This window comes from Neobacillus sp. (assembly GCF_031988165.1).
GTDB classification, from domain to species: Bacteria; Bacillota; Bacilli; order Bacillales; family Cytobacillaceae; genus Neobacillus; species Neobacillus rhizosphaerae.
Genome location: NZ_DALZYO010000013.1, coordinates 65,310 through 90,217, shown reverse-complemented (window position 1 = coordinate 90,217; position 24,908 = coordinate 65,310). Strand labels below are relative to the sequence as shown.

Below are 24,908 nucleotides of genomic sequence, written 5' to 3'. Positions count from 1 at the left end.
TAATATACAAAGAATCACTAAGGGAGAAGGAATTGAAAAAATGAAAATGGTTTCTTGGAATGTTAATGGCCTCAGGGCGTGCGTTAAAAAGGGATTTTTAGATTATTTTAATGAAGTAGATGCAGACATTTTCTGTATTCAGGAAACAAAATTACAAGAAGGGCAAATTAGCCTGGATTTAGCAGGATATCACCAATACTGGAATTATGCCATTAAAAAAGGGTATTCCGGTACGGCTGTTTTCACCAAATTTGAACCACGTTCTGTCAGATATGGGGTAGGAACTGAAGAAAGCGAGGGGGAAGGAAGAATCCTTACCCTAGAATTTGCTGAATTTTTCCTTGTCAATGTTTATACACCGAATTCGCAGCGAGATTTAGCGAGAATCGGCTATCGTCTTGAATGGGAAGAGCGAATTCTGCAACATTTGCAAGCATTAGCTGGAGTTAAGCCGGTCATTCTTTGCGGCGACTTAAATGTCGCCCACCAAGAAATCGACTTGAGAAATGCCAAATCCAATGTAGGTAACTCTGGTTTTACCGAAGAAGAGCGAGGAAAAATGACCGCCTTACTTTCAGCAGGTTTCGTGGATAGCTATCGCCATTTTCATCCAACTCAAGAGGGTGCATATACGTGGTGGTCGTACATGAATAAGGTACGAGAGAGAAATATTGGCTGGCGGATTGATTATTTTATTGTATCTGAAACGATGCGAGAGCGACTGAAAAATGCCGACATTCATTGCGATGTAATGGGTAGTGATCACTGTCCAGTAGTTCTTGAAATCCAATAATCTGTACCGATAACTTTTTCTTATGTTAAATTATAAAAAAACTGTAATTTTCTTTATGTTGTTTCTGTTTTATAGTTAAATAGAAAAGGAAATTTCAGGGAGTGAATGAATCATGGATATTAAAAATGATGTTCAACAGCAATTTGGAAAAAGTGCTGCTTCCTATGTCAGCAGCACCATTCATAAAGAAGGAAAGGACTTACAAAAGTTATTGCAGATAGTGACGATTAGCGGGGAGGAAGAGCTACTTGACATAGCGACAGGCGGTGGGCATACTGCAAACGCCTTTGCTTCTGTTGTAAAAAAAATTACCGCAGTGGATTTGACAGCTGAAATGTTACGAGCAGCAGAAAATTTCATCAGAGGAAATGGTTATCAAAATGTTGATTTTATACAAGCAGACGCTGAAAATCTTCCTTTTGCAACTGAAGCATTTGAGATTGTGACCTGTAGGATTGCCCCGCACCATTTTCCGAATGTAAACAGGTTTGTCGAGGAAGCATATCGTGTTCTTAAAGCAAACGGGCAATTTTTGCTTGATGACAATGTTGTCCCTGAAGACGATGATTTTGATCTGTTTTATAACACGATTGAAAAATGGCGTGATTACAGTCATTTTCGGGCCTGGAGAAAAACAGAATGGCTTCGTATGCTTGAAACGGCTGGTTTTGAAATAAGCGAATGGCATCGATTTGAAAAAACCTTTCGTTTTGAACCATGGTGCAATCGAATGAATTTACCTCATAGCGAAAAGGAAAAATTATCTGAGTATATACTCAGTGCATCCCAAAGAGTGAAAGATAAATTTAGGATTGTCATTGAAAATAATCAAGTTGTTTCCTTTCAAGGGGAAGCAATCGTTCTAAAGGCATTAAAAAGATAAAAAAAATCCTTTACAAAAAGAGAGCAATCTCTCTTTGTAAAGGATTTGTTAAAAACCTACTATATGTCGTTAAGCGCGGTTCCAATTTCATCAAACTCAGGTATTTTCTCATTTTGACTTGAATTCTCTAATGGATCCTGATCGATTGGATAAACAAATCCTTGATCATCCTCTTTTTTTTGCTGATAAAAATTCACAGTAGTAGCATCTCCTTTAAGAAAGATTTACTAAAGTATTTTTTCCCATATAGGAAAGATCTAAACCTATATTTAATCTCTCCGAAATTTCCCCATCACTTCTATGGCTCTTGTAATATGAACAAATGCGGAGGGGTCATTTTTTTTAATCGTTTCTTTTGTCTCCGCTAATTCATATTTAGTTATGACTGTGGTTAACACTTTTTTTGGATGATGGGAATAAACGCCCTCTGCATCGGTCATCGTAATCCCACGTGGATGTAATTGAAGTAACGCATTACTCAATTCCTGCCATTTCTCGGTGACAATCGTGACCGTTAGTTTTGTATGATTCGTATGAACAGCATCAACAGCTCTTCCAGATGCAAAGATCGCAAACAGTGTATAAAGCGTTTTGTCAACACCAAATACAAGTGCTGAAATAATGACAATAGCATAATTCAAACATGTTATTATAAAGCCAACTGAAATATCCCTCTTTTTGGCTAAGATTAAACTAATGATATCAACCCCGCCAGCTGAAGCACCTACACGAATATTTGCACCAACACTTAAACCGAACAATACGCCGCCAAATACGCTCGATAACAAAATGTCATCGCTAAAAGCATGGACAGGAATCAGCTTCATTGATACAGATAATAGAATGACGGAATAAACAGTTAGGAACATGAATTTTTTTCCTAAATGAAAATAGCCCAAAACAAATAAAGGAAGATTAATAGCTAGGATTATCCAACCTGTATTAAGCGGGAGATAATTATTGATTATGATTGCGATACCAGCAATTCCACCTGTTAAAACTTTATGGGGAATAAGAAAGGTATTTAAAGCATAGGCCATGATTATTGTGAAAAAAGTTACCGCTACGGTTTGGACTAAAGTGTGTTTCACTTTTAATGCACCTCATTATGTATCATTTGTTTTGATGAATCGTAACATATCTATGTTGTAGTTTATAAGTTAAATATCCTATTGACCAGAGAAAAAATTGTGACAAAAGAATAAAAGGTAGTTTGTTTTTTATAGTGAAAAAAGAAGGGATGAAAGGGCTTTAGTAGAATGAAAATTTATGGTTGACGAAACGAGTATTGGATAGTATTATATGTATTGTCGCTGTTCCAAAATGGTGAAATTAGATGAAATACCAAGGTCAAAACCATTCCCAGGCTCTATTTTTCTAAACAAAACTTTCCATTAATATTAATCATGTAATTTATAGTTTGGAGTCATGAATGTATTATTAACCTATTTTGCGGGTGTGGCGGAACTGGCAGACGCACAGTTCTTAAAATCCTGCGGTAGGTGACTACCGTACCGGTTCGATTCCGGTCCTCGGCATCGTTCAATTTCGGGAAGTAGCTCAGCTTGGTAGAGCACTTGGTTTGGGACCAAGGGGTCGCAGGTTCGAATCCTGTCTTCCCGACCATTAATATTTTGGCGGTGTAGCTCAGCTGGCTAGAGCGTACGGTTCATACCCGTAAGGTCGGGGGTTCGATCCCCTCCGCCGCTACCAAATTCATTTATGTAATTCTTGTTTTATAATGGAGGAATACCCAAGTTTGGCTGAAGGGATCGGTCTTGAAAACCGACAGGCGGGTTAAACCGCGCGGGGGTTCGAATCCCTCTTCCTCCTTCATTTTTTATGTTCATATGTGGAGGGGTAGCGAAGTGGCTAAACGCGGCGGACTGTAAATCCGCTCCCTCCGGGTTCGGCGGTTCGAATCCGTCCCCCTCCACCACTTTAGGGGCATAGTTTAAAGGTAGAACTAAGGTCTCCAAAACCTTCAGTGTGGGTTCGATTCCTACTGCCCCTGTTAATTCATCCTTAATGACAACTTCTGTTTTAGATAATAGATTTATTTATTCTATTTTTTGCCGATGTGGCGGAATTGGCAGACGCGCACGACTCAAAATCGTGTTCCGTGAGGAGTGTCGGTTCGACCCCGACCATCGGTATTAAAAAAGCTATTAAATCAAGCTTTGCACTTAATTGTGTAAAGCTTTTTTTGTGTTTTCTTTTAATGGGCGGGAAGCAATAGCTGTATTAACAGAAATATGTAAACAAAACAAATGTTAATATGATATTTTTTTAAAACGATCTATTCCACTACATGTCTTATAGGTCCTACATCCTCTAAAATAATTTAATTTTTACAGGAGTATTCCATTGCCATGCACATCAAATGCCCAGGATCCTTGCCATCTGGTGTTACCTCGCAAACGGTAAATTTTCCGTCTTGTCAATTGCATTTTTTGATCCTTCCGAAAAGTATTACTATTTTTACGTATAGAGGAATATTTTGTTTCATAAAATTTGAGAATTTCTATCATTCATTCGAAGATTAAACAAAACAAATTAAAGCATTGTGTTAACTGTATAAAAAAATAAAGTATTAGACTGAAAAATAAAGTAATAGATTGAAAAATAAAGTAATAGATTGGAAAATAAAGTAATAGATTGAAAAAAAGTGTTAGACTGTGAAAATAAAATTGTAGACTTTGGGCGGCGGGGTTAAGCTAACTGGTTAATCGTTGAAGCATCTTGGTATTCGATTTAATTCTCATTAACATACGGCTTTTAAAAGTACCTAATGGATGTCAATGTCGATTTGTTGCATCTATTGTTTGAAAATGGGCACATCCGAAAATCGGGGGAGGTATTTTCGATAGACATGTATTCGCAAACTCAACAATCGAAAACAAAATCGCTGGTCTGGTCGGGTTACGCAGTTTTTATTTGGTCCATCGTCTATATGTTTCCACACCTTTATTGGGCTTTAGGCGGCAAGATGGGGGAGGGTATACTAAAACCTAATATAGTACAATCGATCCATTTTGAATTGATTAATTGGATTGCATCCGTATTTCTAACCGTTGCCGGACTCATTGGTCTTGCATTTATTTATTGGAATAAGGGTAGAGTTTCTAGATATATGTTGCTATTTATATCCTGGGCAGGATGTTCGTTATCCGCTTCGCACGGCATTTATGGAATTGTTTATCGAATACTTCAAATCAGATGGGTAGTCGGTTTGGAGTCGGGATCATTTCACTTCCATGAAGATGCCTATGTGTTGTGGGATCTAGTGCTCTTTGAACCGTGGTTTTTAATCGAGGGGATTTTATTAGGCATTGTAGGGTGGTGTTTCTTGAATAAGGCCCGCAGCAGAAAAATCTGGCTGGCGGCTTGCATATTCGGCATTTTTTTCGGCTTGGTCACTGGGATTATGGGTGTGCGATTTGCATAAGCAATTACTAAGAAATACAAAGAGTCCAATTAAAATTAACAGTCGTAGGTTCAATCCATTTATTTTCATATGGATGCGATTTATATACTAAAACCCGCATTTTCTCTGCGAGATATAACAAGGATTGTGAGGTTAGTCTTGATGACTGGACCCGCAATCCTTTTTCTCATTTATCCTTTAGGGGTTCTGTCTGTGAACAACCGATTATTGTCCATTTATCCTATTTATTAACAATCAAAATAGCTCATTTCCGAAATGGATATTAAAATTGTTTCTTATTTTGTCAAAAAAAAGTATAAGTTATTGTTTCGAAATTCTTTCAAATGTAATATACTATATACAAATAAGTATAACACATTTATATTGTTTCCTATAAAATATAGACATATAAGTGAAGCGAGGGGGGAGTAATGATTAAATTAACAAAACGCCAAGATGAAATTCTTAATATTGTAAAACAGAATGGACCAATTACGGGACAAGAAATTGCAGAAAAGCTTTCCTTAACAAGAGCAGCGCTAAGACCAGATCTTGCTATTTTAACTATGTCGGGAAAATTAGATGCAAGACCACGTGTCGGCTATTTTTTTAATGATAATTATGAAGTCAAACGCCAAGCGGATAAGTTCCTTCATCAAAAAGTGACGGATTATAAGGCGCACCCAATTGTCGTTGAAAAATCAACCCCCGTCTATGATGCGATTGTCCAGTTGTTTTTAGAGGACGTAGGCACGCTTTACGCTGTTGATTCAGAGGGGCATTTGGCAGGGGTTATATCAAGGAAGGATTTGCTCAGGGCATCACTTGGAAACAAAAATCTGCAAGAATTGCCAGTAAGTGTCATTATGACGAGAATGCCTAATATTATTACTATTAATTCTGAAGAAACCTTGCTCGAAGCAGCGAAAAAAATGATTCAAAATCACATTGACTCCCTTCCTGTAGTGAAGGAAGTGGACCAACAAAAGAATACATATTTGTTGTTAGGACGGATTACCAAAACAACGATAACGCGGGCATATTTAGAAATCATGGAAAAATAAAACGCAGAGGAGTTGCTGCCATTTTGGTATATAAAGAGGTTGTTTACGTTGTATCTGACTCAGTGGGAGAAACAGCTGAGTTTGTCGTTAAAGCAGTGGCAACACAGTTTAACAGCAGCCAGATTGAAATTCGCCGAAATTCCTATGTTGATGACATTGAAGATATTGAAGATATCATTATGTTAGCAAAGAAAGGGAATACGATTATTGCCTATACAATTGTCATTCCTTCTCTAAAGGATTACTTGGACAAAAGGGCATCTGAAGAAAGTATTTTAGCAGTCGATTTGCTTAGTCCATTAATGAATGCATTTATTACCAGGTTTAACAAGCAGCCGAATCATCAACCAGGTCTTATGAGAAAACTAGATGAAGAATACTTTCGAAAAATCGAAGCGATTGAATTTGCTGTCAAATATGATGATGGTCGTGATCCGAGAGGAATTACAAAGGCCGACATCGTTTTAATCGGTGTTTCTCGGACTTCGAAAACACCGCTTTCGATGTACTTGGCGCACAAGCGGTTCAAGGTAGCCAATGTACCGTTGGTTCCAGAGGTACCACCGCCAGATGAATTATTTACTGTTCCAAGGAAAAATTGTATTGGGTTAATCATTTCACCAGATAAATTAAACGAAATTCGTAAGGAGCGCTTAAAGGCATTAGGATTAGCTTCACAAGCGAATTACGCCAGCTTTGAGAGAATACTAGAAGAATTAGATCATGCTGAAAAAATCATGAAGCGCGTCGGCTGTCCGATCATTGATGTGTCCAATAAAGCAGTAGAAGAGACGGCAGGACTGATTTTAGACATATTGAAAAAAGAGAGGAGTTTTTAATTATGGATAAGTTTGTATATTTATTTCATGAAGGTCATGGAGAAATGAAAGAAATACTCGGAGGAAAAGGAGCTAACTTAGCAGAAATGACGCGAATTGGCCTTCCAGTTCCTTATGGATTTACTATCACAACACAGGCTTGCAATGCATACTATGAAGCTAGCAAAACAATACCAACTTTAGTAGAGAAACAAACATTAGAAGCTCTTGTCCGCTTAGAAGAAAAAATGGGCAAGAAATTAGGTGATCCGCAAAATCCATTGCTAGTTTCTGTTCGTTCCGGATCTGTGTTCTCCATGCCGGGAATGATGGATACGATTTTGAACCTTGGCATGAATGATGAAACCGTAGTAGGAGTGGCAAAATTAACGGATAATCCGCGTTTTGCTTATGATTCTTACCGTCGTTTTATTCAAATGTTCAGTAATGTCGTGCTTGAAATTGATACCTATTATTTCGAGCAATTTTTAGAAGAAACACGCGAACAAAAAGGTTATTCATCTGATCCGGAAATGAGTGCGGAAGACTGGCAAGAGGTTATTATCGGCTATAAGGATATTATTAAAAAGCATACGAGAAAAGAATTTCCTCAGGATCCGAATGAACAGCTTTTCCTTGCGATTAATGCTGTCTTTAATTCTTGGAATAATCAGCGTGCGATTGTCTACCGCCGACTTAATAAAATACCAGATCATTTAGGAACGGCTGTAAATATCCAAAGTATGGTGTTTGGGAATATGGGAAATGATTCCGGTACAGGTGTCGCGTTTACGAGAAATCCATCGACTGGAGAACATGTCCTATACGGAGAATATTTAATTAACGCCCAAGGGGAAGACGTGGTCGCAGGGATTCGTACACCGCAGCCAATCGCTACTTTAAAAGATGAAATGCCAGGTGTTTACAAGCAATTTACCGATACATGCAAGCGTCTTGAGCAGCATTATAAAGAAATGCAAGACATTGAGTTCACAGTGGAACGTGGTCAGCTATTCATTCTTCAAACACGTAACGGCAAGCGTACAGCACAAGCGGCGATTCGGATTGCGGTTGAAATGGTCGAAGAAGGAATTATTGATAAAAAGACAGCATTACTTCGTGTGGATCCAGATCAATTAAATCAGCTCTTGCACCGCCGCATTGACGATTCTTTTGAAAAAAGAGTTTTAGCAAAAGGTTTGCCAGCCTCGCCAGGCGCGGCGACAGGTGAAATTGTCTTTGACGCCGATGAAGCAGAAGCTCTTGGAAATGAAGGCAAAAAAGTGATTCTTGTTAGACCGGAAACAACACCAGATGATATCCACGGCATTGTTGCTTCCCAAGGGATATTGACAAGCCGTGGTGGTATGACAAGTCACGCCGCAGTTGTTGCACGTGGTATGGGGAAAGCCTGTATTTGCGGGTGTGAGGCGGTGAAAATAGATTTGAAAGCAAAACAATTTACGGTTGGCACTACCGTCGTCAACTATAGAGATGTCATCACCATTGATGGGTCAACTGGTGAAATCATGTTGGGCGAAATTCCAATGATTGATCCAGAGCTTTCGGATGAGTTTCAGCTACTGCTTTCTTGGGCAGACCAAGAACGGAAATTAGGTGTCCGTGCTAATGCTGATAACCCAGAAGATGCGAAGAAGGCCTTTGAATTTGGTGCTGGTGGAGTTGGATTGTGCCGGACTGAACATATGTTTATGGATTTAAAAAGGATTCCGATTGTTCAAAAAATGATTCTTGCTGAAAACTATGGTGAAAGAATGGAAGCATTGAACGACCTATTACCAATGCAACAGGGCGATTTTGAAGGAATCTTCGAAGCCATGCAAGGGTTCCCAGTCACCATTCGTTTATTGGACCCGCCGCTTCATGAATTTCTACCAGATAAAGAGGAACTTTTAGTCGAAGTGACGAAGCTTCAAATCACTGACCCTCAATCTGCGGAATTAAAGAAAAAAGAGCAATTGCTCAAAAAGGTCCGCCAATTAGATGAGTTCAACCCAATGCTAGGCCACCGCGGCTGCCGACTTGGCATGATATATCCGGAAATTTATGAAATGCAAGCGAAAGCCATTTTCTATGCTGCTGCAAAATTAGCGGAAAAAGGTATGGAAGTACAGCCAGAAATCATGATTCCTCTTGTTGGCCATGTGAATGAGTTGAAACAAATGCGTCAGTTAGTGATTGATTCAGCCGTTAAGGTTCAGGAAGTAACAGGTAAAGGCATTGAGTACACCATCGGAACTATGATTGAAATTCCTCGTGCCGCCTTAACTGCTGACCAAATTGCCGAGGAAGCCGATTTCTTCTCATTCGGAACGAATGATTTAACACAAACAACTTTCGGCTATAGCCGTGATGATGCTGAGGGTAAATTCCTCCAAGCTTATATCGAAAATAAAGTTCTTCCAGAAAATCCATTTGCAGTACTTGATCAAGAGGGTGTAGGTAAACTAGTAGAAACAGGAGTGAAACTTGGCCGCACGACAAAGCCTTCCTTAAAAACAGGTATTTGCGGCGAACATGGGGGAGAAAAAAGCTCAATTGATTTCTGTTACAGAATGGGTTTAGATTATGTTAGCTGTTCCCCTTACCGCGTGCCGCTAGCACGATTGGCTGCAGCACAAGCAACGATTCGTCATGAACAAAATAAAAAAGAGGTTTATACAACAGCATAAATAAAGGTAGAGGATGTGTGCAGTAGCACCATCCTCTTGATTTAGTTATTTTTAAATTGGGGAAAAAAGTATAATCAGCCAAAGTAGATAAAAAATGAGCCAATCAGGTCAAAAAGTCAGCCATTACCTTCGAAAAATGAGCCAAATTCAAAAATGCATCCAATTTACAATCGACATAAATCGGATTAGACCGCCATTTACTGCAAATACTATAATAAATCATTCAAAGGGGGACTCATAATGGGGGCAATAGAACGCAACGGTTATCGTTTTGTACCGGAGTATAGTGTCATTCAACAAAACGGAGCGGTCCACATCTACACCAAAGATCAATTTATCGAAGAAATCAAATTTCAGTTTTCAGGCAAGTTTCCGGAGTTAGACCAAATCGAAGAGTTGGTTGATCAATATTGCAATCAACACGATATTTAAAACCGAATACTCGTTCGGTTTTTTGTTTTGTGATAGAATGAATTCAGGAAAATATTTTTTAGAAAAGGAGGGAAATTTATGAGCAAATTAATAGCCATTTACCCTCAAGCAGTAGAACATACAAAAATGAAAGTATTTGAAGATATTGATCGTTATCTTGAAACGAAAGAATCACTACCGTCCTTTGACCAATACTTGGCAGAGCGGGGACATTTTATTGAACAAATTTGGGCGAATGTTTGGTTGAATAAATCGACAAACGATGTTCCTAAAAATGAAAAAAAGCAATTTTTAAGTGAGAAAGGGTATGTTGTCCATGGAATCGATCGAAAATTACTGAATAAACTTTTTCGCGACGAAATGAGGACGTACCAGCCTTTCGATGCTATGGGGTGGATGAAACAAACATTTGCAGTAAGTAATGAACAGTGGGAAAGACGTTACCTAGATGCAAAGGACAATTTTTTAAAGCGGGAAGAACAGAAACACCTTGAAGAACAAAAGCAATCAATCCGAAATGAAATAGAAGAGTCTGCTGTTGAAATGATTGAACAAAATTACGAATGGTTCTACCTAAATGTTAGGCACTTCGTTGCTACGCAATTAAGGGCGGATATCGAAAACAATAGTAAGTTTCAATCAGTTGATGCCTTTGCATTGGAAGAGAAATTGGTCGATGAAGGCCGATTTAATCCTGACACCTATACAACAGTAGCCACTTTTTTTGAAGAACTGACAGGCGATATCCATAAGACCCTGAACTGGGGGAGGAGTTCTTATGAATACCAAACCTATTTCTTTGTCTATGAAAGCTTAATTTCAGATTATTTGTCAGAGCTTTTACCTCAAAAAGTACTTGAGCTGCTTCCTTCTAAGCTTAAAGATGACTTTCAAGAAACCTTTCACGAAAAACTATCCCCTTCCTTTGTAAAAGGAAGTATTGCACAACTATTATACGATGTTGAGGGATATTTTATAGAGGATATTCAGGCGGAATACCTGGCTGACTTAATAAGATTAGCAGACATTCCATTTGAGCAAAAAATACATAAGCAAATTTATGAACAGGATTTCCAGGAGCGAGATCGAAAGCAAAAAGAAGAGCAAGCAGAAATAAAGCGAAAAAGAGAAGCAGAAGACCGGATGATGAAGGACATCTTTGGAGCAGAATACGACCCTTCATTAAAACGGCATGTTCGATATGTCCTTCACATTGGCGAAACGAATACTGGGAAAACGCACCATGCCTTAGAAAAGATGAAAGCAGCAAATAGCGGCTTGTATTTGGCACCGCTTCGTCTGTTAGCTCTTGAGGTTTATGATAAATTGAATGCTGAGGGGACTCCATGTTCCTTAAAAACAGGTGAGGAAGAAAAATTCGTTCCCAATGCACACCATACTTCCTGCACAGTAGAAATGTTTCATGAAAAAGAATTTTATGATGTGGTCGTCATTGACGAAGCACAAATGATCACCGATAAGGACCGCGGCTTTTCCTGGTATAAGGCAATCACGAAAGCTAATGCGGAAGAAGTACATATTATTGGCAGCAAAAATTCAAAATCGATGCTCCTGCAGCTATTGGGAGATTCAAATATTGAAATTCACGAGTACAGCCGTGATACGCCGCTCGAGGTCGAATCGAAAGAGTTCCATATTAAACACATTAAAAAAGGGGATGCTCTGATTTGTTTTTCTAGAAGGCGTGTGCTTGAAACAGCCTCACGACTGCAAAATGACGGTCATTCTGTCAGCATGATTTACGGCAGTATGCCTCCCGAAACAAGAAAAAGGCAGATAGAACAGTTTAATCAAGGCATGACAAAGGTCATTGTCGCGACAGATGCGATAGGAATGGGCTTAAACCTACCGATTCGCCGGATTGTTTTTTTAGAAAATGAAAAGTTCGATGGAACCCGCAGGCGTCTGCTTACATCACAAGAAGTGAAGCAAATTGCCGGGCGTGCTGGCCGAAAAGGGAAATATGATATCGGGAAAGTGGCTTTTACTAGCGATATCAAAAAAATGAGGAACTTGCTTTTGCAGGAGGATGAGCCTGTTCATACGTTTGCAATTGCCCCAACGAATTCTGTCTTTGAACGCTTCCAAGGCTATTATCGCGACCTTGGTACCTTTTTTGAATTATGGGGAAAATTTGAAAGCCCTGAAGGTACGAAAAAAGCCTCACTTTCAGAGGAAAAAGCTCTTTATCAAAAGATAGTTGGTACGGAAATTGAAGCAAGGCTGTCATTAATGGATCTTTATGGTTTTTTACACCTACCTTTTTCAAAAAACGAGTCGATTTTAACAAAACAGTGGGAAGAAACGATGTTCGCAATTATCCAAGGAAGAGAGCTCCCTGAACCAATTCTAAAGGACAGGAGCTTGGAAGAATTAGAACTCAGCTACAAAGCGATTGGCCTTCATCTCTTATTTCTATACCGGTTAGGAGAGCGAACAGAAACAATTTATTGGGAACGGCTGCGAATGGATGTTAGTAATCAGGTTCAGGAACGGTTAAAAACGGATATAAAGAAATTCGTTAAAAAATGTAAGACCTGCGGCAAAAAACTGCCATGGGATCATTCGTTTCCAACTTGTGAATCCTGCTACCGGGAAAAGTATAGAAGATACCGGTATGAAGATGATTATGAGTTTTAAGATAATAATGTCGTATACGATATAGATGATTTATTGCGACAAAGGGATCACCCTTTTGAATGGACAAGAGCAGAGTTTAAGGAAAAGTGCGAGGATTGGTCACGCTCATTTCCATATTCGCGGTTGAAGCAGCGCAATGCCTTGAAGGAGTTTGCCTTAGGAGTTGAAGCTGTGAATCGCTTTGTTCGACGGGAGCCGTTAGAGCGGTACCATGAATGTGTGTTAGGAGTTTTGGCGTTAGAAGCCGATCCGATTGATCCGAGGTTATAGTGAAGTCGAACGAACTTGCCATTGGTAAGTTCGTTTTTTCTTGGAGTAATAACTTTATGGTTTAAGGTCATATGATGATTAATAAGGAGTGTGAGAGGTTATGGCTGTTCATGTTGTTAAGACTGGCGAAAACTTGTGGACGATTTCTGCTTTGTATGGAGTTTCTATTCAAACCATTGTGGAGGTTAATGGGTTACCTTCAGCGAGTACTCTCGTCCCAGGCCTTGCGCTATATCTTCCTGATACCATGCCGCTACTCCGTTCCTATCAAATAAAACCAGGTGATCATATTTGGAAATTGGCTCAACAATTCAATACTGACATTCCAACAATCTTAGCGGCCAATCCTGGTATTAACCCAAACCAACTTTTTATCGGACAAATTATCGTCATTCCATCCCAATTAAAATTAGAAATGGCCACACTTGGATTTAATGTACCATCGTCTGAGAGTAAGGACCTCGAAACACTTGATAGTCTTGCAGGGCTATTAACTTATTTAGCGATTGTAGCTTATTCGTTTACGGAAGATGGATTCGCTTTTAATGAAATTGAGGATGCGGCCACTGTGTCTAAGTGCAAAGAGTTAAACATCACACCATTATTAATGATTCGAAATTTTACAGTCAGTGATTTCAGTGCGGATTTGGCAGGGAGGGTGCTGGAAAATCATACCTATCGAGGAAACCTAGTAGCAAGTATAGTGAATTTAACCGTTCAGAGAGGTTTTGGCGGTGTCAGCATCGACCTTGAATTTATTCCGCCGGCAAGACGCAGCGATTTTATTATATTTTTAAAAGATTTAAAGAATGCATTAGGCGAGCTTATTTTGCATGTAAATGTTCACGCAAAAACAGCCGATATTCCTACCAATCGAATCATCGGTGCCTACGATTATGCCGCGATTGGCAATGTGGCCGATATTGTGGCGGTGATGACGATTGATTATGGTTACCCTGGCGGCCCACCCAATCCGATTGCTCCGATAACCTGGATGCAACAAGTAATTGAATACTCTATCACCCAGATCAATCCTCGTAAACTGCAAATTGCAATGCCGCTTTATGGATATGACAAAGTTGTTCATACGAATGCTACCCATGCTCTATCGGTTCTTGCCGCCCAGAATAAAGCTATTTCAACTGGTACGGCAATTGATTTCGACAAAACTGCTAGTTCACCCTGGTATCGATACTGGCATGGAGTGGAGGAGCATGTAGTTTGGTTTGAAGATATTCGAAGTTTTATTGAAAAGTATCGGTTAATTGATACTTATCAATTAGTCGGCACAACCTTTTGGCAAATTAGCCTGCCGGCACCACAGAATTGGGCATATCTCAGTAAAAAGATAACTGTAGTGAAGAAATAGTGAAAAACACATTTTAATAATGGTCTCTTCATAAGGGGTTTTTGGTTTTGTCCAATTTCTTGGGTGCTTTTTCTTTTGTTTTCTCTATATTGTAAACGGTTTTATTTGATTATTTATGATGTGGAAAATGATGAAAAAACTTTCAGTGCTGTCATGTAATAATACAATTGGTTTTTTTGGACAAACTCTTAGGAAAAAAGGAAAGGCTTGATAAAGAGTGATTAAAAAAGTGTTAAAATATGCACTTCTATTACTTTTTGTATTTTTCCCCTCCATTCAAGTTAATGCCATTAATGGACATGAGAAAATGATTCAGCAGCTCAATCAACTCATAAAGAATGATCCAGATTTACAAGGAGCAATTGCAGGAGTGAGCATCCGGACTGCTTCAAGCGGTGAAATTATTTATCAGCATCAGGGCGATGTCCGATTACGACCTGCTTCTAATATGAAGCTTTTAACGGCAGCTGCCGCTCTGAATGTCTTGGGTGAGAATTATACCTTCACTACTGAAGTCCTTGCAGACTCTCAGGTAAAAAAGAAAACATTAAAAGGGAACCTTTATCTAAAAGGAAAAGGTGACCCGACACTATTAAAATCAGATTTTGATACATTTGCTACTGCCATTAAGCAACTAGGTATTAAAAAAATAAAGGGAAATCTTGTTGTGGATGATTCATGGTATGATGATGTCCGTTATTCACTTGACCTACCCTGGAGCGATGAAACGACTTATTACGGTGCGCAGATTTCCGCATTGACAGCATCACCATCAACGGATTATGATGCAGGTTCCGTGGAGGTCGAGGTCAAACCAGGAAAAAGCGAAGGAAACAAGGTTAAAGTAGAAATTACCCCGAAGACCGAATATGTGAAGATAATCAATCATGCGGTAACCGTTGGGGAAAAAGGTAAAAAGGATATCACTATTGAACGGGAACATGCAAAGAATACAATCATTATTAAAGGGACCCTGCCATTGAAATCAAAGGCTAAAAAAGAATGGGTTGGCGTTTGGGAACCAACTCGTTATGCGGCAGCGCTATTTAAGCAATCACTACTAGAACAGGGAATCCAAGTCTCAGGAAAAATAATAATTGGGGTGGTGCCTAATAATGCAAGAACTTTAGCTGCCCATCAATCAATGCCTTTGTCTGAACTGCTTGTCCCGTTTATGAAGCTTAGTAATAATGTCCATGCCGAAGTCCTGATCAAGGAAATGGGGAGAGTTGTTAAAGGGGAAGGCAGCTGGGAAAAGGGGTTAGAGGTGTTGGAAACAGAGGTAACCAAATTCGGGCTTAACACAAAGACAATGGTCCTCCGGGATGGATCTGGCGTATCACATGTTGATTTAATACCAGCCAGCCAAATTTCCCAGCTTTTATTTGCGGTACAGAAGGAAGATTGGTTTCCAGTTTATTTCTATTCATTACCAGTTGCAGGTGTTAATGGCAAGTTGGAGGGAGGATCTCTGAGAAATCGCATGAGAAATTTAACTGTCCAAGGAAAAGTAAAAGCTAAAACTGGTACTCTTTCGACTGTCACCTCGTTATCTGGTTATGTCAATACGAAAAGTGAGCAAACATTGATATTTTCAATTCTGTTAAATAATTTGCTGGATGAAGAGAAAGGGAAAATGATTGAGGATAAAATGGTGATGGTCTTAGCCAGTCAATAATAACAATGTTGAGGGCACTATCTAAATGGTATGGCTCTTTTTCTGATGTAATGATTATTAGGTTAAAGGGAAAATGCTAAGTTTTGATTTTCCTATTAAAACAAAGGTTATATAATAAAGAAAAGTATTTCAAGTGGGAGAAGAAAATGAAAACAATCAATAAACATGGACAAGCACTATCTGAACGGTTTGAAGTGGCCTACAATCAAGTACATGATGCGCTGAGGGATATTGTTCAAATCAATGATGATAGATTCGTGGTTCTCGTCAAGGTTGGAGCAAAAAAATACCAGGTGATAGAAACATTTAAGAAAGACCTAGAGCAGTACGCAAGACTTCGAAATGCGATTGTGCATGAAAAAATGGAGGTGGGCTTTTATATTGCAGAACCTAACACAAAGGTCGTCCATCATATTGAAAGAATCGCTAACTTATTAAGCCAGCCTAATTACGCACTATCCATCGCCACTAAAAACGTTGTTTTCTTTGACTATCTAGATAGTATTCTAAAAGTGACCACAGCCATAAAAGAGCATGGCTATTCAAAATTTCCAATTTACAAAAACAAAAAATGTGTCGGGTTACTGACGGTCAGTTCCATCATAAAATGGATGGCGCAAAATATGGAAAGCAGCCTAGTAAATCTATCAGATATCCATGTTTCGGATATGATGGAGTACGAAAAAGAACATTCAATTGAGATTGTTGCTAAAGATATTAATATATTTGAGGTAGAAAATATTTTTGAAAAAGCACATAAAAAGAAACGGAAATTAGAAGGTGTCATTATTACCGAAAATGGGTACAACGATGAGTTTCCGCTAGGGATTATTACTCCGTGGGATCTAATTGAAATTGATTATACGGTTGAGTAAGGAAGAGGAGCATCCTAACTGGATTGCTCCCATTGTAATTTATAGATTGTTATCGAAATCAAACGCGCTTAATTGATCCATGTGGCTGGCAATCATCGCGATAATCGTACTTGCTTCTTCTCGGCTAAAAATAAAATGGGATTCGTCCTTGATTAATTCGTCTTCCGTTGTCCAAATACGATTGATCCGTTTGAGGACACCGTCACCGGTCGCTTGAACGACCCCAAATTGATAAGTAATTTCCACTTCATCTTTATGCTTAAAAGCGGTAACCTCTGGTGTTGACCAATCGACATCAATTTCCTCGAAAATGTCGTCGCTGTTGACCTGTGCCGTTTCATAGTACTCTTCTCCGTCAAGTATTTCACAATCTTCTTCATCCTCAAACACTTCAGTTGATTGAAGGTAGACACCGTCATCTGTATAGTCATCATCATCGTTCAAATAATCATGAAGACTATCGTGAACTTCCCCGATGATCTCCTCTATGTCTGAAAGGATGATTTTCGCTGTATGACCACTATCAACATCAAAAGTGTCGATGTAAAATTCTTCATTTTGCGGATCAAAGAACAGCGTGCAGAAATAATCACGCTCAAGTTCTTCGGTATCCACATCGGAGATATCAACATAAAACTCAATCCTTGGATGTTTGGCAGCTCTTTCCATTTTCATTTGACCAACCTGATCATATTCTTCACAAATAGACTCAAGGTGCTCTTGAAGTTCCCCACAAACTCTGTCAAACCATTCTAACGACATCAAACATCCCATCCCTTCATATTTATCGAGGTTATTATTTCCAAATTAGAGAAAATTTATGATTGGTTTTGGAAGTTTAATCGTGGCAGTATGTGAGTTGTTATTTTATCTAAAAAGAAATAACCCACTCCGCTACGGCTAAGCTGGGTGAGTTATTTCTTCTAAATGGCCACTGCACTTCCTGCAATTAGCTGCATTACGAGCTTCCAGCACGACAACCGGGGCTCTTTTTTAGAATAGTAGCTATCTGCTAATTATTATTCATTAAATAGAGTAAGTAAAGATAGGTGGTAAGTAAAATCACCAAACTATTAACACTATTTTATCAACATTTTTGTTTTTTTATTATCTTCTTCAGCTACATTTTTAACTCTCTCACAAAATTGAACCACTATCTTATCGCTTGCAAAACATAAAAATAATTTGAGAAATAATTTCAAAGGACGATTGGTGCATGTGTATCTAAACATCGTTTTTTGTTCGTTGATTGGACTTAGTTCATACAAAGCAGTAATTTCAAACATGTTTGCTAGCGTGAAGCCCACTTTTAATTTTTTCTTTTCTGGAGTATTTACATATTCTAATGTTTCAACATCGTATTCCTCAATCCGTTTACCTTCTTTATATTTCTGACGATAGACGCTGCCTACTCCAATCTCTGTCACTTTAACAGGTTGATGATCAACTACTTGGGGCATAATTTTTTGCATTTCCTCTAATGAGCCATTTAATAATCCCCAAACCTGCTCAATTGGGGCATCAATATTAATTTCATTTGACCATGACTTCATATAAACACCTCTTTTATTCTTTTTTTGCATTATGTTCAGAAAATTCTCTTACCTAATGATTATTCTCCTTTGATTGTCCAATTCCTTTAATGATGTTCTTCACTTCTATTAAAAGAGTTGAAGAGAATCAGAGCGGAGTTTTGTTAGAAGTGAAAAATTTATTGGTAAATGAAAAAGAAAACTTTTTTAGGATTATTTGGTTGAAAAACATTAAGGCTGGAAGATTTTTAATAAAAGTCATAAATGAGAAATTAAAAAATAGAATTTATTATAAAAGTGAATAGAAGTCGGCAATGGTGCCTTGGATGCAGTCTAGTACTGTTCTTAGGGCACTTTTTTGTTTTCTGGGAGGTAAGGATATGGATGTCAAACGAGTTCCGGCATTTACGTTACCCTTCGAAAAAATGCCCCTATTGATGTGGACGTCGCGATTACCTACAATTTTCACCTATCTCGGACCATAGCGAATATTGTTTGAATACTTAGAATAAAATGGTACAAACTTGACCACGAAGGAGTGGTACAAACTTGATGTCTAAAATGGTGATGGAACAAACCATGCTGTCAGAGGAAGATGTTAGCATCATCTGGGAAATTTCCAGCAAGCTCCAATTATGGGCGGATGTTTCCCAAGCAGATGTGTTTATCGATTGCTTGATTCCTACAAAAGATGCGGCAATTGTTGTAGCAGAGGCACATCCACAAACAGGAAAGTCGCTATATCAGCTGTCAGTCAAGGGTGAAATCGCCTTAAGACAAAATGAACCAGGCGTGCTCCATTGCTTGCAAACAGGGGAATCTGTTATCGATTCAAGAGGGATTTCACAGGAAAATGTAAATATCCAGCAGAATGTGACACCTATCAAAAATACCAAAAATCAAACCATTGCCGCTCTCATTATGGAGCGAGACATTACTGACATGGTTGAACAGGAAAAACATGTTGAAGTACTCCTGGAAACAACGGAGCAGCTAAGTGAAACCATATTTCAGCAGGCGATGACCGAAAATAAGATCCCGGCATTAATTCATGAAGGTTTGCTTCTTTTCAATGCCGAGGGTTTGATAACCTTTGCTAACCACCGTGCCCATTCTATTTTAATAGAATTTGGTCATTGTAGCCCGCTGATTGGAACGAATGTGAACAAGCTTTGCTTCGGCAGGTTTGCAATGGAACAAATCGAACAGCATGGCATAGTATCAGAGGAGTTTCAACGGGGGAATCTTTTTGTAAAAATAAATGCCGTTTGTATCCATCGTGGAGAGCAAAAAGTTGGAGGAATTCTACTATTGAGGGACCTAACGGAAATGAAAGAAAAAGATAGAGAAATCAGATTCAAGTCCGCGGTCATAAAAGAGATTCACCACCGGGTGAAAAACAATCTGCAAACCATTGCTAGTCTTTTAAGGCTGCAAATGCGACGATCAAACTCTGAGGAGGTTGAACGAGTTTTTCGCGAAAGCATCAATCGAATTATGAGCATCTCCATCATTCACGAGGTTTTATCACAGGATGGCTTAGATGAAGTAGATTGCAAGGAAATCTTTGACTACATGTGTAAAGGGATTGTAACTTCAATGAAGGATAACGAGCAATCAATTCGTGTCGTGGTCGAGGGGGATTCCCTATTTCTGAACTCGAGGACTGCCAGCTCTTTGGCATTAATTATCAATGAACTTGTCCAAAATGCAATGAACCACGCCTTTACGGAGGCTTCTACGGGAATAATAATGATTGGGATAAGAAACGCTGACGGAATGGTTGAAATGATCGTCTCAGATAACGGTAGGGGATTCGATTATAATTCTGAAAAGGTAGGAAACCTAGGTTTAGAAATTTGCCATACCTTAATACACGAAGACTTAAATGGATCCATTCAATTCACAAATACGGGAAAAGGAACAAACGTGACCATTAGCTTTCCAATTCCAGAAGGGGAGGAGGAAGAGGATGACCTATAAAATCATGATAGTGGATGATGATCCCATCACCAGGATGGATTTGCGTGAAATGCTAAAGGATGAGGGGTATCAGGTTGTTAAGGAATGCAAAAACGGGGAAGAAGCAGTTCAACAATGCCTTGCGCTAAAACCCGATTTAATCATTATGGATGTCAAAATGCCAATTCTAAACGGGATAAAAGCAGCAAAAGTTATTCGGAAAAAATTGGACACGGCAATTCTATTATTAACAGCCTACAGTCAGAGGGAGCTGATTGAAGATGCAAAGGAATCAGGGGTTACGGCCTATCTTGTCAAGCCTGTAACTGAGATTGATTTAATTCCTGCTATCGAAATCGCGATGAGTCAAAAGCAACAATTTGAGTGTCTTTCAAGAGATTTACAGTCTCTTAAGCAAAAATTAGAAGAGCGCCAGCTGATTGAAAAGGCAAAGGGAAAAATAATGGAGTTACGGCTGCTAACTGAGGAGCAGTCCTATCAATGGATGAGAAAATATAGTATGAAAAACAGAATCGCTTTGGTGAAAGTTGCAAAATTTATTTTACAGCACCCAGGGGGAATCCGAGACGTCTTTTAGTATGGGAGTAAGATGGGTTTGGGCCCAGAAGCTAATACAAGAGTTGGCAGTGATTCTGGCACAAGTACATCTAAGTTTATTAGAGAGGAAATGACCTAAATAGAAAGGAGGTTAGTAGAATGGAGGTATTTATCGGCTTTGCTTTAGTGGTGATTACCCTTTGCGTAGGAACTGCCATTGGAATGAATGCAAATAAAAACGTTCGAGCGTTTAAAGAGGAAGAACATGAAATTTTTGTCGATAGGGATGCTAGAAACTAAACAGGAATGGGGAGAAAGGAATGAAAAGTAAAGACCAACAATTGCTGGAGGATAGGAAGCAGTTAAACCGTTATGGATATGCACAAGAGCTATTGCGTGACATGGGTGGATTCTCAAACTTTGCCATTTCATTTTCAATCATTTCCATTCTAACAGGTGCCGTTTCACTTTATGGTCATGGATTACTTTATGGCGGACCGGGGATGATGGGCTTTGGCTGGACGATTGTCGCCTTTTTCGTACTTTTAGTCGCCGCTTCACTCGCTGAACTGGCATCGGCGATTCCAACCGCTGGTGCTCTTTACCACTGGGCTGCCACCCTAAAAGGTAGAAGGATTGGCTGGTATACCGCTTGGATTAACCTGATTGGACAAATTGGAATTGTCGCCGGAATTGATTACTCTTGCGCCTTATTTGCCGACCCACTTCTAGCAACAGTTTTTGGTTATTCTTCCACTGATACTACGATTCTAATTGTCTTTGGCGTAATTCTCCTATTACACGGTATCCTCAACCACGTTGGCATTAAAATCGTTGCTAAATTAAATGACTTCTCTGCCTGGTATCATATGATAGTCGTCGCTATCTTAGTTGTTAGTTTAGCATTTTTCACAAAAAATGGTTTGCAGCCTATCGATTACTTATTCCAAGTTGGGCAAACATTTTCCGATAAACCATATTTCTTAGCATTCTTAATTGGATTATTACAGGCACAATGGACCTTTACGGGCTATGACGCTTCGGCCCATACAATTGAAGAAACTGTTCATCCACGTGTTCGTGCTCCATGGGGAATTTACAACTCAGTAGCATTTTCATTTGTATTCGGATTTATCATGCTTTCATTTGTTACCCTTTCGATTCATGATGCCGCCGGCGCGGTCAACTCTGACAATGCCTTTATCTATGTTATCAGCCAGGCATTGGGGGGGACATTTGGTTCTATTGTTCTCTGGCTCGTCACTTTCGCCATGTTCTTCTGTGGTTTGTCATCGATTACCTCATTTTCGCGGATGATGTATGCCTTTTCTAGAGACAAAGGCATGCCATTTAGCCGTCATTGGGCAGAAATCAGCCGCAAATTCCGTACACCGGCAAAAGCAATTTGGTTGGCTGTTATTCTTTCTTTTGCCTTAGCGTTAATTGATTACCTTACAAAAATCATGAATCCAAATGCTAGTTATTCAACAATTGCCTTCTTGACTGGGGTTAGTGTGGTTGGGTTGTATGTTGCTTATGGAATTCCGATATACCTTAAACTAGAAGCCGAGGCGAAAGGAATCTTTTTACCAAAACATTACGGACCTTGGAGTCTTGGGAGATGGAGTAAGCCGATTAATATTCTCAGCATCATCTGGATTCTTTTTATTTCCATTATGATGGTGATTCCGCCAAATCAAATGGCCGCCTATGCCTTGGGTGGAATGTTAATCCTGTTGATTATCATGGACTTAGGTTATTACAAGAACCACTTCAAAGGTCCGCAAGCTGCCCTTGAAAAATCAATTGAAGAGATTAAAAGATTGGAAGATGAGTTTGAGCATGAAAAGGAATAATTTTAAAAAATAAACAAAAGTGCCCGTATCAAAAGTACAGGGCACTTCTTCGATTTTTTTTAGAGATTTCCTTATGCAGAAAATGGGATATTCAGCTCAGAATTTTTGCGAAATGAATAAAAACTACTAAACCAAAGGACAAAGATAAACATCAGTCTAAGTAAAAATATAATCTAAAACAACAAAGCCGATTATGCCTTTTAAAAAGTATCTGATTGTTGGACACCTCCATTTTTAAGAAAATTATGATAACTAGTTGATTTCACCCCAATTAGAGGTAAAATCAACCATTTTCACCTTGAGCAACTTTTAATGATTTTTATTCTTCATGTGTTACTATAATAGCTAATCAAAGTAAAACGAGGTGTTGGCATGAAAATTGAAGTTTGGTCTGATTATGTTTGTCCCTTTTGTTATATAGGTAAAAGAAGGTTAGAAGAGGCGTTAGAACAATTTCCGAATAAGGATCAAGTGGAGGTTGAATTCAAAAGTTTTGAACTTGATCCAAATTCGCCAAAAAATATTGGTCAAAATATTCACGAGGTTTTAGCAAAAAAATATGGAATGAGTATTGAACAGGCAAGACAAGCGAATCAGGGTGTTGGCCAGCAGGCAGCAACGGTTGGTTTAACCTTTAATTTTGATGAGATGAAACCAACCAATACATTCGATGCACATCGCTTGGCGAAATTTGCTAAAACACAAGGGAAAGAGGCATTGGTTTCTGAAAAACTTCTCCATGCTTATTTCACAGAGTCAAAGCATATAGGCGAGGATAAGACCTTGGCAGATATTGCCGAGTCCGCAGGTTTAAATCTTCAAGAAGTATTAAATGTGCTTAATGATAAAAATGCTTATGCCAATGATGTCCGTCAAGATGAATCCCTTGCCCAGCAATATGGGGTTCGCGGTGTTCCTTATTTTGTGATTAATCAAAAATATGCCATTTCCGGTGCCCAACCCACCGAAACCTTCATCGGTGCTCTAAAAAAAGTATGGGAGGAAGAGTCTGCTTCCCCAGTACTACAGGATCTTTCAACCAATGAGGATGCAAGCTGTGCAGATGGGAACTGTATCATTCCAGAAAAAAAATAGGATTGTCGATATCATAAATGTTACAAACAGGAGAACAATCCTTGAGAAAATAAAAATGGGAAAGGAACGATACATTTCCTTTCCCATTTTTCCTATTAATAGTGTATTGGAACATTTTTTGTGAATGATTAAGATGTTATTTTCCTTTCAATCTAAAATAGGACTGATTACTGCCATCCCAACATTTTTTAATTTGCCAATTGCCTTGAATCGTAGTTTGGCAGCGTCTTTGACTGCATGTATTCCTTCTTGTTGATCGACGTCTAGAAGTGTTCCTTCGTGAAGTCCTTTGTCTCGAAGTCCTTTTTCTGGAAGTCCGTTGTCTGGAAGTCCGTTGTCTAGAAGTCCGTTGTCTAGAAGTCCGTTGTCTAGAAGTCCGTTGTCTAGAAGTTCGTTGTCTAGAAGTCCGTTGTCTAGAAGTCCGTTGTCTAGAAGTTCGTTGTCTAGAAGTCCGTTGTCTGGAAGTTCGTTGTCTAGAAGTCCGTCGTCTAGAAGTCCTTTGTCTGGAAGTTCGTTGTCTGGAAGCTCTTTGTCTAGAAGTCCGTTGTCTGGAAGTTCTCTGTCTAGAAGTCCTTTGTCTAAAAGTCCGTTGTCTGGAAGTTCTTTGTCTAATTGTCCTTTGTCTAAAAGTCCGTTGTCTGGAAGCTCTTTGTCTAGAAGTCCTTTGTCTAGAAGTCCTTTGTCTGGAAGTTCTTCTACGCGAGTTACCACGATTCTGACCAGGGTCTCTGAACATGAAATCCCCGAAACCGCCGCGTCTCACTTCTTCTGCTGCATTTTGAATATTTTCTGCTGAAAATTCACTCATTTTTGCACCTCCTTTTGATGTAGAAAAGGGAGCACGAAAACTGTTAAACCATGCGTCTATAAAACTCACTCTTCTTTTACCAATTTACGTTTGTTTGAATGCATTTGTATAAGACATAAGCCTAATAAAAGAAA

General features: G+C 39.0%; 22 protein-coding genes, 6 tRNA genes and 1 pseudogene. 23 read left to right on the top strand and 6 right to left on the bottom strand.

Going from position 1 to position 24,908, the window contains the following annotated elements; all coding sequences use genetic code 11:
* The first annotated feature begins 40 nt into the window (after positions 1–40).
* Positions 41–793 (top strand): exodeoxyribonuclease III, encoded by a 753-nt coding sequence (locus tag RTR43_RS09810; protein WP_312471463.1) that lies wholly within the window; start codon positions 41–43, stop codon positions 791–793.
* A 112-nt stretch (positions 794–905) separates the two neighbouring features.
* Positions 906–1,676 carry a class I SAM-dependent methyltransferase gene (locus RTR43_RS09805; protein WP_312471461.1) on the top strand — a complete coding sequence of 257 codons (771 nt, stop codon included), beginning with the start codon at positions 906–908 and terminating at the stop codon, positions 1,674–1,676.
* A 59-nt stretch (positions 1,677–1,735) separates the two neighbouring features.
* On the opposite strand, the gene RTR43_RS09800 is transcribed toward RTR43_RS09805, so the two are convergent.
* Both RTR43_RS09800 and RTR43_RS09795 read right to left on the bottom strand, forming a co-directional pair.
* Complete coding sequence (locus tag RTR43_RS09800; RefSeq protein WP_312471459.1) at positions 1,736–1,873, bottom strand: hypothetical protein; 138 nt, start codon at positions 1,871–1,873, stop codon at positions 1,736–1,738.
* Positions 1,874–1,945: 72 nt separating this feature from the next.
* Positions 1,946–2,767 carry a YitT family protein gene (locus RTR43_RS09795; protein WP_312471458.1) on the bottom strand — a complete coding sequence of 274 codons (822 nt, stop codon included), beginning with the start codon at positions 2,765–2,767 and terminating at the stop codon, positions 1,946–1,948.
* Between the two features lie 458 nt (positions 2,768–3,225).
* On the opposite strand from RTR43_RS09795, the gene RTR43_RS09790 reads away from it, so the two are divergent.
* The 16 genes from RTR43_RS09790 to RTR43_RS09715 all read left to right on the top strand — a co-directional run bounded on the left by RTR43_RS09790 (position 3,226) and on the right by RTR43_RS09715 (position 16,963).
* Positions 3,226–3,302 (top strand) — tRNA-Pro (locus tag RTR43_RS09790).
* Positions 3,303–3,312: 10 nt separating this feature from the next.
* A tRNA-Met gene (locus RTR43_RS09785) sits at positions 3,313–3,389 on the top strand.
* A 30-nt stretch (positions 3,390–3,419) separates the two neighbouring features.
* Positions 3,420–3,509, top strand: a tRNA-Ser gene (locus RTR43_RS09780).
* A gap of 21 nt (positions 3,510–3,530) precedes the next feature.
* Positions 3,531–3,615, top strand: a tRNA-Tyr gene (locus RTR43_RS09775).
* 4 nt (positions 3,616–3,619) lie between these two features.
* Positions 3,620–3,690 (top strand) — tRNA-Trp (locus tag RTR43_RS09770).
* Positions 3,691–3,750: 60 nt separating this feature from the next.
* Positions 3,751–3,832, top strand: a tRNA-Leu gene (locus RTR43_RS09765).
* A gap of 716 nt (positions 3,833–4,548) precedes the next feature.
* The gene (locus RTR43_RS09760) at positions 4,549–5,124 is read left to right on the top strand and encodes a DUF3995 domain-containing protein (RefSeq protein ID WP_312471456.1); all 576 of its coding nucleotides are present in this window, start codon (positions 4,549–4,551) and stop codon (positions 5,122–5,124) included.
* A gap of 410 nt (positions 5,125–5,534) precedes the next feature.
* A complete protein-coding gene (gene ccpN, locus RTR43_RS09755) occupies positions 5,535–6,167 on the top strand; it encodes a transcriptional regulator CcpN (RefSeq protein ID WP_312471455.1) in 633 nt (210 codons plus the stop codon).
* Between the two features lie 23 nt (positions 6,168–6,190).
* Positions 6,191–7,006, top strand: coding sequence for a pyruvate, water dikinase regulatory protein (locus tag RTR43_RS09750; protein ID WP_312471452.1), 816 nt, complete (start codon positions 6,191–6,193; stop codon positions 7,004–7,006).
* Positions 7,007–7,008: 2 nt separating this feature from the next.
* The gene (ppdK, locus tag RTR43_RS09745; protein ID WP_312471450.1) at positions 7,009–9,678 is read left to right on the top strand and encodes a pyruvate, phosphate dikinase; all 2,670 of its coding nucleotides are present in this window, start codon (positions 7,009–7,011) and stop codon (positions 9,676–9,678) included.
* A 240-nt stretch (positions 9,679–9,918) separates the two neighbouring features.
* Complete coding sequence (locus tag RTR43_RS09740; RefSeq protein ID WP_312471449.1) at positions 9,919–10,110, top strand: YbxH family protein; 192 nt, start codon at positions 9,919–9,921, stop codon at positions 10,108–10,110.
* A gap of 78 nt (positions 10,111–10,188) precedes the next feature.
* Positions 10,189–12,771 (top strand): DEAD/DEAH box helicase, encoded by a 2,583-nt coding sequence (locus RTR43_RS09735; RefSeq protein WP_312471448.1) that lies wholly within the window; start codon positions 10,189–10,191, stop codon positions 12,769–12,771.
* Between the two features lie 33 nt (positions 12,772–12,804).
* The gene (locus RTR43_RS09730) at positions 12,805–13,041 is read left to right on the top strand and encodes a hypothetical protein (protein WP_312471447.1); all 237 of its coding nucleotides are present in this window, start codon (positions 12,805–12,807) and stop codon (positions 13,039–13,041) included.
* A 100-nt stretch (positions 13,042–13,141) separates the two neighbouring features.
* Positions 13,142–14,410, top strand: a complete 1,269-nt coding sequence (locus tag RTR43_RS09725; protein ID WP_312471446.1) for a LysM peptidoglycan-binding domain-containing protein — start codon at positions 13,142–13,144, stop codon at positions 14,408–14,410.
* 220 nt (positions 14,411–14,630) lie between these two features.
* Complete coding sequence (dacB, locus tag RTR43_RS09720; protein ID WP_312471529.1) at positions 14,631–16,088, top strand: D-alanyl-D-alanine carboxypeptidase/D-alanyl-D-alanine endopeptidase; 1,458 nt, start codon at positions 14,631–14,633, stop codon at positions 16,086–16,088.
* Positions 16,089–16,234: 146 nt separating this feature from the next.
* Positions 16,235–16,963: a CBS domain-containing protein gene (locus RTR43_RS09715; RefSeq protein ID WP_312471445.1), complete on the top strand. Its 729-nt coding sequence runs from the start codon at positions 16,235–16,237 to the stop codon at positions 16,961–16,963.
* Between the two features lie 39 nt (positions 16,964–17,002).
* Here the strand turns inward: RTR43_RS09715 and RTR43_RS09710 are convergent, their stop codons facing one another.
* Positions 17,003–17,725 (bottom strand): hypothetical protein, encoded by a 723-nt coding sequence (locus tag RTR43_RS09710; RefSeq protein ID WP_312471444.1) that lies wholly within the window; start codon positions 17,723–17,725, stop codon positions 17,003–17,005.
* Between the two features lie 317 nt (positions 17,726–18,042).
* Complete coding sequence (locus RTR43_RS09705; protein ID WP_312471443.1) at positions 18,043–18,516, bottom strand: SRPBCC family protein; 474 nt, start codon at positions 18,514–18,516, stop codon at positions 18,043–18,045.
* Between the two features lie 531 nt (positions 18,517–19,047).
* Here RTR43_RS09705 and RTR43_RS09700 point away from each other — a divergent pair.
* The 5 genes from RTR43_RS09700 to RTR43_RS09680 all read left to right on the top strand — a co-directional run bounded on the left by RTR43_RS09700 (position 19,048) and on the right by RTR43_RS09680 (position 23,966).
* Positions 19,048–20,478, top strand: coding sequence for a sensor histidine kinase (locus tag RTR43_RS09700; RefSeq protein ID WP_312471527.1), 1,431 nt, complete (start codon positions 19,048–19,050; stop codon positions 20,476–20,478).
* On the top strand, positions 20,468–21,055 hold the full coding sequence (locus RTR43_RS09695; protein ID WP_312471441.1) for an ANTAR domain-containing response regulator: 588 nt from the start codon (positions 20,468–20,470) through the stop codon (positions 21,053–21,055). The genes RTR43_RS09700 and RTR43_RS09695 overlap by 11 nt, the downstream gene beginning before the upstream one ends.
* A 119-nt stretch (positions 21,056–21,174) precedes the next feature.
* Positions 21,175–21,315 (top strand): hypothetical protein, encoded by a 141-nt coding sequence (locus RTR43_RS09690; RefSeq protein WP_248737254.1) that lies wholly within the window; start codon positions 21,175–21,177, stop codon positions 21,313–21,315.
* 20 nt (positions 21,316–21,335) lie between these two features.
* A complete protein-coding gene (locus RTR43_RS09685) occupies positions 21,336–22,871 on the top strand; it encodes an amino acid permease (RefSeq protein ID WP_312471440.1) in 1,536 nt (511 codons plus the stop codon).
* Positions 22,872–23,243: 372 nt separating this feature from the next.
* Positions 23,244–23,966, top strand: a complete 723-nt coding sequence (locus tag RTR43_RS09680; protein ID WP_312471439.1) for a DsbA family oxidoreductase — start codon at positions 23,244–23,246, stop codon at positions 23,964–23,966.
* A 147-nt stretch (positions 23,967–24,113) separates the two neighbouring features.
* Here RTR43_RS09680 and RTR43_RS09675 read toward each other — a convergent pair whose 3' ends face one another.
* Both RTR43_RS09675 and RTR43_RS25640 read right to left on the bottom strand, forming a co-directional pair.
* Positions 24,114–24,677 carry a hypothetical protein gene (locus RTR43_RS09675; protein ID WP_312471438.1) on the bottom strand — a complete coding sequence of 188 codons (564 nt, stop codon included), beginning with the start codon at positions 24,675–24,677 and terminating at the stop codon, positions 24,114–24,116.
* Between the two features lie 22 nt (positions 24,678–24,699).
* Positions 24,700–24,774, bottom strand: a pseudogene (locus RTR43_RS25640) (CotG/ExsB N-terminal domain-containing protein); the annotation flags it as partial.
* Positions 24,775–24,908: the final 134 nt, after the last annotated feature.